Consider the following 9,684-nt stretch of genomic DNA (forward strand, 5'->3'; position numbering starts at 1 on the left):
CGCGCTCGTGGCCTGCATGCGCAAACTGCTGACCATTCTGAACGCGATGGTCAAAGCCGGCAGGCCGTGGGACGCATCGTTTCATGGGACGGACCTCAAAAATGCTTGACCTCCAAGACAGTTGCTAACCTCTTACTACTTTTTGAGAAGATACCGACATGATGCATGACTGGAACGACTACCGTGCTTCTTTGCTGGCGCGCGTCGCTGACTACGCGGACCTTAGCCCGGAAGTGATGAAGGGCCTTCACATGATCGAAAGTTCGCCCGAAAAAAATGGCACGCTCGGTCCCAAGATTCACGAACTGATTTCGTTGGCCGTGGCGGTGACGACGCGCTGCGACGGCTGCATCTCGGTGCATACGAAGAAGGCCGTCGAACAAGGCGCGACGCGTGAGGAAATCGCCGAGGCGCTGAGCGTGGCCATCGCGATGAACGCCGGGCCTGCCCTGGTCTATACAGCGCGCGTGCTCGAAGCACACGCGCAACTTCCCAATACGAACACCTGAGTCACCTCTGGACGCGGTCGGCTACCGATGGCAGGTAAGCCGGCCGTCCATTATCGGTGTTTGCGGTAAGACATCCATGCTTGTAAATGCAGATTTTTCGCGCCAAGTCGTCATCACACCAGACCGGTACAACTGGGTCGCCTCCCCGCAGAGCGGCGTCGAGCGCGTGATGCTCGATAGGATTGGGGAGGAGCAAGCCCGGGCGACCAGCATCGTGCGGTACGCAGCCGGTTCACACTTTCCTGACCACGCACACCCGCGAGGAGAGGAGATCTTTGTCATGTCCGGCACGTTCTCCGAGCGCGACGAGCACTATCAGGCCGGCTGGTATCTGCGCAATCCGCCAGGATCCAGCCATCAGCCGTCCAGCGCCGAGGGCGCGATCATTTTCGTCAAGCTTCGGCAAATGCACCCCGGAGACCACCACCGCGTGCGCATCGACACCCGCGATCCCGCATTCTGGCAGCGCCAAGGTCGACGCGAAGTGTGCTCTCTGTTCACGTCGAATGCCGAACAAGTTTGTCTGCAACGCCTATCGCCAGGCGAAGCGTTATTTGAAGGCCCAATAGACGGTGCCGAATTGCTGCTATTGGCCGGAAATCTAGTGCTTGGGAATCGGTCCTGTGAGCGGGGCAGTTGGGTTCGACTACCCGTGGGTGAGTATCCCGAGATCGTAGCCGGCCCACAGGGGTCGACCTGCTACCTCAAGACGGGTCACTTGGTCGATCGGGCGGTGGAGGCATAGGCATGAAAGCAACGCGTATCGCCATTATCGGGGGGGGCCTAAGCGGTCTGTATGCGGCCCTTCTTCTCGAGCAACAGGGCATCGAAGACTACGTATTGTTGGAAGCCCGCTCCACGTTTGGCGGTCGCATTCTTTCCGTGTCGCCCGCCGGAATGGATGAAGCAGGCCAAGATACATCCGATACCATCGACCGCTTTGACTTAGGGCCAACGTGGTTCTGGCCAGCGCTCCAGCCTCAGCTCGATCGTCTCGTCGACGGCCTAGCCCTTGAACGGTTCGAACAACATGAAGCCGGCGGCATGATCATCGAGCGATCGCCGCACGAGGTACCTTTGCGGGTCGACTCCGGCTACGCTGCATCGCCGCCGTCGATGCGTTTGGTGGGTGGGATGAACGCACTGATCGCGGCCCTGCGCAAGAAGCTCCCGCAGGAACGGCTCGCTGCCGGTCATAGAGTCAGGCGCGTACGCCATGCCGGTCAACACATCGAAGTCGATGCCGAGGATTTGCAGGATCGGCTTGTCACGTTCCACGTGCAATTCGTGTTGCTCGCGGTACCGCCACGCTTGGCGACTTCCACAATCGACTTCACCCCCGCATTGCCGGATTCGACATCGCGCGCCTGGAGCAATACGGCCACATGGATGGCCTCGCACGCCAAATATGTGGCCGTCTACGACCGGCCATTCTGGCGCGATCGGGGACTTTCCGGTGAAGCCCGAAGCGCCGTGGGACCGCTCGCGGAAATCCACGATGCCTCCATGCCGGACGGCAGCGCTGCACTGTTCGGCTTCTTCGGCATTCCCGCCCGCACGCGCAAGCGTGTGTCGGAGAAAGAGTTGATGCTGCACAGTCGAGCGCAGTTGAAGCGGATCTTTGGCGCCGGGGCAGAGCGGCCTAAAGCAGAGCTGATCAAAGACTGGGCCGCCGATCCTCTGACCGCGACGACGGTCGACTTGGACGGCACAGCCGGACACGGCACGGCACCGAGGGCGATCGTGGCGTCAGGTCCGTGGCATGGGCGTCTGGCCGGAATCGCCAGCGAATGGTCTGCCCGATTTCCGGGCTATGTGGCGGGAGCCATCGATGCCGCAACCCTTGGCGTGCAAGAGGCGATCCATGCGGCAGCAGCGGACGGCTACGCGTCGAGGTGCAATAGCCAGGCGCCGCAACCAGGAATCGTGTAACCCCCATACTCTTCACGACATGAACATGAATAGCACCTATCGAGCAATGCAGTTGAGCCGGCCTGGATTTCTCGAGCTGGTAGAACGACCGAGACCGACTCCGGGAGCTGGCGAGGTTTTGATCGAGGTGGAGGCATGCGGCATCTGCGGCGCTGACATCGGCCAGATCGATCGAGCCGATCCCACATCGCAGCCGCGCGTACCGGGCCATGAGGCGATCGGACGAATCGCTGCCATCGGGGCCACAGTACCCGCGATCTGGAAGCTGGGTCAGCGCGTTGGCGTCGGCCGCCTCGGTGGCCACTGCAACGAATGCGACCAGTGTCGGCGCGGAGAATTTCAGCTTTGTCGGAATCAGCCGGTCGTTGGCGTAACGTCCGATGGGGGCTACGCCGAAGTGATGATCGCTCGCAGCACAGGCTTGGTTTCGATTCCCGACGAGCTCGACTCCGAGGAGGCGGCGCCCATCTTGTGCGCGGGCCTTGCCACCTTCAATGCGCTCAAGAAGTCGGGGGCCGAAGCGGGCGATCTCGTGGCCGTGCTGGGAATCGGCGGACTTGGGCACATGGCGTTGCAATACGCGCGCAAAATGGGCTTCAAAGTCGTGGCCATCGGCCGCGGGCGGGAGATTGTCGACGATGCATTGGCACTGGGGGCGCATGTCTATATCGACACGAATGAAGACGACGCCGTAGCCAAACTCAAGGAGATGGGAGGCGCGCAAGCTATCGTCACTACGATAGGCCACGCCGCCACCGTATCCGCGTGCGTTGGGGGCCTCGCGCCACAGGGCAGATTGATTGTGCTGGGCGTGGGCAAAGATCCGTTACCTATCGCGAGCGGCCAACTGGTCTCCGGAGAAAAGAGCGTCGTCGGATCGATGACAGGCACTCCCTACGAGAACGAAAAAGCCCTGAATTTCAGCGCGCTGACCGATGTTCGGCCGATGATCGAAATCATGCCACTGGAAAATGCGCTCGCCGCCTATGAGAAAGTGAAGACCGGCGATGTCAAGTTCAGGATGGTCTTGGTCATGCGAAAGAAATAACGCATGTTGGTAGGTACCGACCATGAATCGTCATGCCAGCGCTGAGCCGAGGTTCTAGCCCAGCGGTAGGCGAACATCGCCAATGGTGGCTCGCTTCGCAACGCTCGTCAGTCCGGACAATCTAGAACGAACCTATGTCACACGTCGATTCCTCCACCCCGACCGCCGCGCCACTGCCGTCCCCTTATATTCACGCGAAAAGTAATATCGCAAGGCTCACCGTCGCGCAGGCATTCGCCGGTGCAAACTCGGCAATTATCTACTCAACAGGCGCAATCGTCGGGAACGAGCTTGCCCCGAGTCACGCGCTGGCGACGCTGCCCATCTCTATCTTTGTGGTGGGGATGGCGGCTTGTTCACTACCCAGCGGGGCCATCGCGCAACGCTATGGTCGTCGAACTGCCTTTTTGATCGGCACAGGATGCGGTGTGCTTGCTGGCCTGCTTGCAGCCTCGGCGGTCATGGTGGACTCCTTCTGGCTCTTTAACGCCGCGACGTTCCTCGCCGGCGCCTATGCCGCGGTAGTGCTGTCCTTTCGCTTTGCGGCCGCGGATTGCGTGCAGTCGGACCGACGTCCGCGTGCCCTATCGTTCGTCATGGCGGGGGGCGTCTTCGCTGGCGTAATCGGGCCGCAACTCGTCACCTACACCATGAATGTGTGGGCGCCCCATACATTCGCGGTGACATTCTTGGCGCAAGCAGCAGTAGCCGCCATATCCGCATTCATCCTCTTGGGTGTGCGTCTTCCAAAGCCTTTGACGGCGGCGGCGGCCGGAGGCCGCCCGATCGGCATCATCGCACGCCAGCCCAGGTTCGTGACCGCAGTTGTCTGCGCAACTGTTTCATACCTCTTGATGAACTTTCTGATGACGGCCGCACCACTTGCGATGCAAATGTGCGGCCTGCCGCAGACGTCGTCCAACCTTGGCATTCAATGGCACATCATCGCGATGTATGGTCCCAGCTTCTTTACGGGACGTTTGATCACGCGCTTCGGGGCGCAAAGGGTCGTTATGACGGGCCTGATGCTCATCGCTCTCTCAGCCGCCGTCGGGTTGACGGGCGTCAATGTGGCGCATTTCTGGCTGACACTGATTCTGCTCGGCGTGGGGTGGAACTTCGGCTTCGTGGGCGCGTCGGCTCTCGTCCTTGAATGCCATGGACCGGAAGAAAAGGCCCGCGTGCAGTCGCTCAACGACTTCATCGTGTTCGGGACGATGACCTTCGGCTCCTTGCTGTCGGGCGACCTCCTGACCTCGTATGGTTGGAACACGGTTCTCTCGTTGTCATTCGTTCCCCTTACCTTGGCGATGTTCGCTCTCATCGTCTCGGCGACGGCACACCGACGCATCGTCAGTTGATCGGCTCCACGAGAGAGAGGCGGGTAATCGGTCAATGCGCCGATTTCGCCTCCTGGATTAACCATTCGCGAAACGCCGCAAGTTTGGGCAGAGACGCGCACTCTCCGCGGTAAACGATGTAATAAGCCAGTTCGGAAGTCCATTTCACTTTTGGGAACAATGGGACGAGTCGGCCGGCGGCCAGATCGTCGCGGGCCATGACGCTCCGCGCCAACGCCACGCCGTGGCCGTCCACCGCGGCTTGAAGCACGGCTGCCGAATTGTTGATCCGCATGCCACGCCTGGCATCGACGTTCTCAGCCCCCGCCCGCTGAAGCCAATCGTCCCACGATGCGAAGCCCAGGTGTCCGTCCACAGACAGATCGTGTATCAGAGCTTTTCCGGAGAGATCATTAGGCGTCTTGAGCTTGCCGTTCTTGGCGAGCCATGCGGGCGAGCAAACGGCACAAATTTGTTCGTCCATCAATTTTTCCGACACAAGACCGGGCCAGGATCCGCGACCGTACCTCACACCGATGTCAATGCCTTGCGCAGTGAAGTCGACCAGCTTGAGGTTGGTATCGAGCCGTACGTCGGTCTCGGGCCACATTTCGTGAAACCGCTCGATCCTCGGCAACAGCCACTTCGCTGCAAACGCTGGGCTAACAGCAACCGTTAGCACCCCACTTCTGGAGCCCTCGCGTAAGCGGCTCAATCCGACAGCAAGCCGGTCAAACCCTGCACGCAGATCCGGCAACGCACGCTCGGCCGTGTCGGTTGGAATGAGGCGGGAACGGCCGCTCGTTCCTCGATGAAACAGCGGTGTACCGAGCCACTCTTCAAGCGAGCGAACCAATTGGCCCACTGCCGCAGGCGTCACGTTCAATTCCGCTGCCGCAGACGAGAAGCTTTGGTGCCGTGCGCTCGCTTCAAACGCACGGAGCGCATTAAGATGTACGGGACCTTTCATGCAAAGATAAACTTCGGGGTGAGTTGAAGGGTAAGAGGACCGGGGACAGGTCACAGGGCCCGAATCTACTGACGTTTCCGCATAGGACCAATGCCTGGCGGCGCTCGTGGCGTGGAGGCATCAAGGTGCACCGCGTCCCAAATGGCAGGCTTTGCCTCTCTTCAGTACCGACATTGCAGTTCGAAGCGTGCAGCGCAATGGCTTGCTGTTGCACCCACGACAGAAAGTTTTTCTGTCAACCCGAAACACTTTATCTCATTTGCCCACAAAAGCAAATCAGCGAAGAATCCTCACTGGGTCGAAGGTGGTGAGGCCTGTACGTCGGCGACATCCGTTGCGCGCCAGGGACATAGTTTTTGCTTCTAGCCGTTACTGGCTTCGATGGTGTCCGTGCCACAGCGATAAAAGAGGTAGCGGTCGTCCGCACGTTGCGTAGCTCTGCCGTATCGACGCAATCGAGATCCCTTTCTTCCAGCTGTGAGCTCGGCCCAATTCTCAACCAGAGCCTGCCAAGCAGCGGGCAGAGGGATTTCAAATGAGCAATCAATTCAAGGGCAAGAAGTTGCTGGTCGTCGGTGGCACCAGTGGAATGGGCCTGGAGACAGCCCGCATGGTCCTCGCCGAGGGCGGCAGCGCGGTCATCGTCGGGCATCGTGCGGATAAGGCCGAGGAAGCGCGCAAGGAACTGGCCGCACTGGGCGAGGTAACCGCGTTGACGGCGGACCTATCCAGCAACGACGGGCTGGCTGCGCTGCTCAAGACAATCGACGAGCAGCATGCCGACATCGACCTGCTCGTCAATGCGGCCGGCATCTTCTTTCCCAAGTCGTTCCTGGAGCACCAGGATGCGGACTACGACCAGTACATGAAGCTGAACAAAGCGTTTTTCTTTATCACGCAGAAAGTCGCGACCAATTTGGTCGCCAAGGCTCGCCCCGGTGCGATCGTCAATATCGGTTCCATGTGGGCCAAGCAGGCCATCGCAGCAACCCCGTCGTCGGCATATTCCATGGCCAAGGCGGGTTTGCATTCGCTGACTCAGCACCTCGCGATGGAACTGGCTCCCAAGCACATCCGTGTCAACGCGGTGTCGCCGGCGGTCGTCCAAACCCCGATCTACGAAGGGTTCATCCCGAAGGCGGAGGTGCACAGCGCGCTTCAGGGCTTCAATAGTTTCCATCCCATCGGCCGCGTAGGCACGCCGCAGGATGTCGCCGAAGTGGTCACATTCCTGCTCTCGGACAAGGCAAGCTGGGTAACCGGCGCGATTTGGGACGTCGACGGTGGTGTGATGGCTGGCCGCAACTGATATCCACCGAGCAAGGCACTGCTTTCCTGGTTGTCCTACCGGCAACTCGACGGCATTGCTCAGCTACTTCCGGCTCACCGGCAGCCCCCCGCGACTGGCTCAACAGCAGTGTGGCCCAGGCGCCCCAACCGGGCGCCTGTCCCCACATCGTCCGGGCCTTGCCTTCGTTCCGCAGGCGCATAACGCTCGACCCGCCAGCCCGTTAGCGTACCCGTACCGAAATTTTGCTGCTTCGACATCCGCGGCAACGCATAAATTCCAATCTATAAAAAGACCTTGTACAAATACTCACAAGGTTAAAAATAACGAATTCATCTCCGCTTGATAAACTCGACGCACTCGGTACGCACCTCGGAACTCGCTCCGAAGAGAAGGCACGCGCTTAAGAAGCGCTGGGCCGCGCGGGAGCCAAGCGGGTGATCCGCCGCAAGCAAAACCCCGGCATTTGAATGCCAAAAACGACATGCCAGCCGAGGTCACCGATCAACAGCCAACGGAAATACTGTGAAGACCTATTCCGAACCATTGAACTCCGGTGCATCGAGCAGAAAACTCGCCTCTGTCTTTGACGAAGCGATCAATCGCAAGAATACGAATTCCCTGAAGTGGGAGTCCGGCGAGCGATTCCTCAAGGCCAATGAACTGGAGATGCAACCGTTGCCGATGTGGGTCGCGGACATGGATTTCAAAGCTCCGCAGCCGGTCATCGATGCCCTTCACGAGGCCGTTGAGTTCGGTGTATTCGGCTACCCACGAGGAGCTAGCAGCAGCTATGTCGACGCTGTGATAGGCTGGCAAGCGAAGCGGTTTGGGTGGGAAGTCGCTCGCGAATGGGTAATGCAGACTAGCGGCATTATCACCGCGCTCAAGACCGCCATTCAAGCGTTTTCGGCACCGGGAGACTCGGTTCTTATCCAGCCGCCCGTCTACGCTCACTTTCACGACGACGTTCTGATGAATGGACGTCGTCTGACATTGGCGCCACTCGAGCGGACGGACACCGGATACCGCTTCAACGAGAAGACGTTCGAGGCAGCGATCTTAGACAACACCAAGGTGTTCATCCTGAGCAACCCGCACAACCCGACCGGTAACGTATGGTCAGAGGACGAGCTCCGGGCCATGGGCGAGATCTGCGCTCGGCACGGTGTGCTCGTAATTTCGGACGAAATCCATCAAGACTTGATCCTTAGTCCGACCAAAAAGCACATACCGTTTGCTTCGCTCGGCGGGAAGTTTGCCGAAGGCAGCATCACCTGCACAGCGCCCAGCAAGACATTCAATTTGCCGGGCCTGCAAAGTGCGAACGTGTTCGTGCCGAATCGGCGTCTGCGCGAGGAGCTACGCCGTCAGTACGACAGGAATATGTACCCGTCGGTCAACACACTTGGAATGGTGGCCGCAGAAGCCGCCTACACCCACGGCGAGTCATGGCTCCAGGAGTTGCTGGTCTATCTGCGTGAGAATCATGCCTACTTCCGCGACGCAGTCCACCGCATCACGGCGAGGATTCAGGTTTTGCCGGCTGACTCCCTCTACCTTGCCTGGATGGACTGCCGGGCGCTCGAAATGGACGCGAACGCACTCGACAAGTTCATGCTCACCAAGGCTCGACTGTGGCTCGATAAGGGGCAGAAGTTCGGTATCGCAGGGCACGGCTACATGCGTGCAAATCTCGGTTGTCCTCGCTCTACGATCGTCGAGGCGATCAGGCGTCTTGGCGAAGCAGCGGCTGGACTATGAACGAATCGTAAGTACGTTGGGCGCTCGCAGCGAATATTTGTGCGCTCCCGATCGACACCTTGTGGCCCGTGATCCGCCTGCGCCAAAAAATACAAGGCCTTCCGCGATACGCGCAAGCTGGTCCCTCCGGATTCGATTCGGGCCCGTTGTGCTATCCTGCGATGCCGCGTTCATGCGCAACCTACATTTGCTTGCGTCTCGCCGGTGAGCACACCTAGAAAGATGTTGTCCCGCCACTAACCTCGAGCCGTCTCGTTCATCGCCGCTGATCAGCGCACGCCTTTCTACATGGAGCCACCACTCCGCGATTTCTCACCAAGTACTCGGAATCACGGCCTCACATCGGTCTGCCGCACCCCACCCCAACTATTTCCCAGTACATGCATCCGATCTACGCGGAATCCCTATGCAGCGCAAATCTTGTGGTAACCCTTCATCTCTTATCGCATCGTCACAAACTCTTCGGCTGCTGTTGGATGAATCGCCAGTGTGTCGTCGAAGTTCCGCTTTGTGGCCCCTGCAGGATTTCGTCCATACCGTAGCCAATGCCGTGAATCCCAACGATTCTCTCTTCGGGGCCCACGCACACGAGTTTCATTCGTGCCGGTTGGCGGTGCCGCGTCACCGCTGTGTACATGGCCGTGAACGCTGACTGATAAATTTTCACTGCAGCATCGCCAAACTCAGCCCGCGCCTGTGGCTCAGTTAGATACTATGGAAGGGCCGCGGAAGTAAGCCTCCTGGAGTAAAACGAGGATTCCGACACCCGTTTTCCCCGAGAGGAGTACGCAAATGAATGCGCCTCGCACGGCCCTTGACGGGCAGGATACAAC

Annotated in this window: 8 protein-coding genes and 2 pseudogenes; 8 read left to right on the forward strand and 2 right to left on the reverse strand. The window is 59.4% G+C overall.

Features of this window, described 5'->3' with window-relative positions:
* The 6 genes and pseudogenes from AB4Y32_RS39885 to AB4Y32_RS39910 all read left to right on the forward strand — a co-directional run.
* Positions 1-109, forward strand: a pseudogene (locus AB4Y32_RS39885) (IS110 family transposase); the annotation flags it as partial.
* A gap of 49 nt (positions 110-158) precedes the next feature.
* A complete protein-coding gene (locus AB4Y32_RS39890) occupies positions 159-509 on the forward strand; it encodes a carboxymuconolactone decarboxylase family protein (protein ID WP_368726499.1) in 351 nt (116 codons plus the stop codon).
* 76 nt (positions 510-585) lie between these two features.
* Positions 586-1,254 (forward strand): cupin domain-containing protein, encoded by a 669-nt coding sequence (locus tag AB4Y32_RS39895; RefSeq protein WP_368726500.1) that lies wholly within the window; start codon positions 586-588, stop codon positions 1,252-1,254.
* 2 nt (positions 1,255-1,256) lie between these two features.
* Complete coding sequence (locus tag AB4Y32_RS39900) at positions 1,257-2,441, forward strand: flavin monoamine oxidase family protein (protein WP_368726501.1); 1,185 nt, start codon at positions 1,257-1,259, stop codon at positions 2,439-2,441.
* A gap of 25 nt (positions 2,442-2,466) precedes the next feature.
* Complete coding sequence (locus AB4Y32_RS39905; protein WP_368726502.1) at positions 2,467-3,489, forward strand: alcohol dehydrogenase; 1,023 nt, start codon at positions 2,467-2,469, stop codon at positions 3,487-3,489.
* Positions 3,490-3,623: 134 nt separating this feature from the next.
* The gene (locus tag AB4Y32_RS39910; protein ID WP_368726503.1) at positions 3,624-4,850 is read left to right on the forward strand and encodes an MFS transporter; all 1,227 of its coding nucleotides are present in this window, start codon (positions 3,624-3,626) and stop codon (positions 4,848-4,850) included.
* Between the two features lie 31 nt (positions 4,851-4,881).
* Here AB4Y32_RS39910 and gcvA read toward each other — a convergent pair whose 3' ends face one another.
* Positions 4,882-5,799, reverse strand: a complete 918-nt coding sequence (gcvA, locus tag AB4Y32_RS39915) for a transcriptional regulator GcvA (protein ID WP_368726504.1) — start codon at positions 5,797-5,799, stop codon at positions 4,882-4,884.
* A gap of 535 nt (positions 5,800-6,334) precedes the next feature.
* Between gcvA and AB4Y32_RS39920 the strand changes: the two genes are divergently transcribed.
* Together AB4Y32_RS39920 and AB4Y32_RS39925 are read left to right on the forward strand one after the other, a co-directional pair.
* Positions 6,335-7,108 carry an SDR family NAD(P)-dependent oxidoreductase gene (locus tag AB4Y32_RS39920; protein WP_368726505.1) on the forward strand — a complete coding sequence of 258 codons (774 nt, stop codon included), beginning with the start codon at positions 6,335-6,337 and terminating at the stop codon, positions 7,106-7,108.
* Positions 7,109-7,612: 504 nt separating this feature from the next.
* The gene (locus AB4Y32_RS39925) at positions 7,613-8,851 is read left to right on the forward strand and encodes a MalY/PatB family protein (protein WP_368726506.1); all 1,239 of its coding nucleotides are present in this window, start codon (positions 7,613-7,615) and stop codon (positions 8,849-8,851) included.
* A 440-nt stretch (positions 8,852-9,291) separates the two neighbouring features.
* On the opposite strand, the pseudogene AB4Y32_RS39930 reads toward AB4Y32_RS39925, so the two are convergent.
* Positions 9,292-9,560: pseudogene (locus AB4Y32_RS39930) on the reverse strand (glutathione-disulfide reductase); the annotation flags it as partial.
* Between the last annotated feature and the right edge of the window lie 124 nt (positions 9,561-9,684).

Source organism: Paraburkholderia phymatum (assembly GCF_040965635.1).
Lineage (GTDB): Bacteria > Pseudomonadota > Gammaproteobacteria > Burkholderiales > Burkholderiaceae > Paraburkholderia > Paraburkholderia phymatum_B.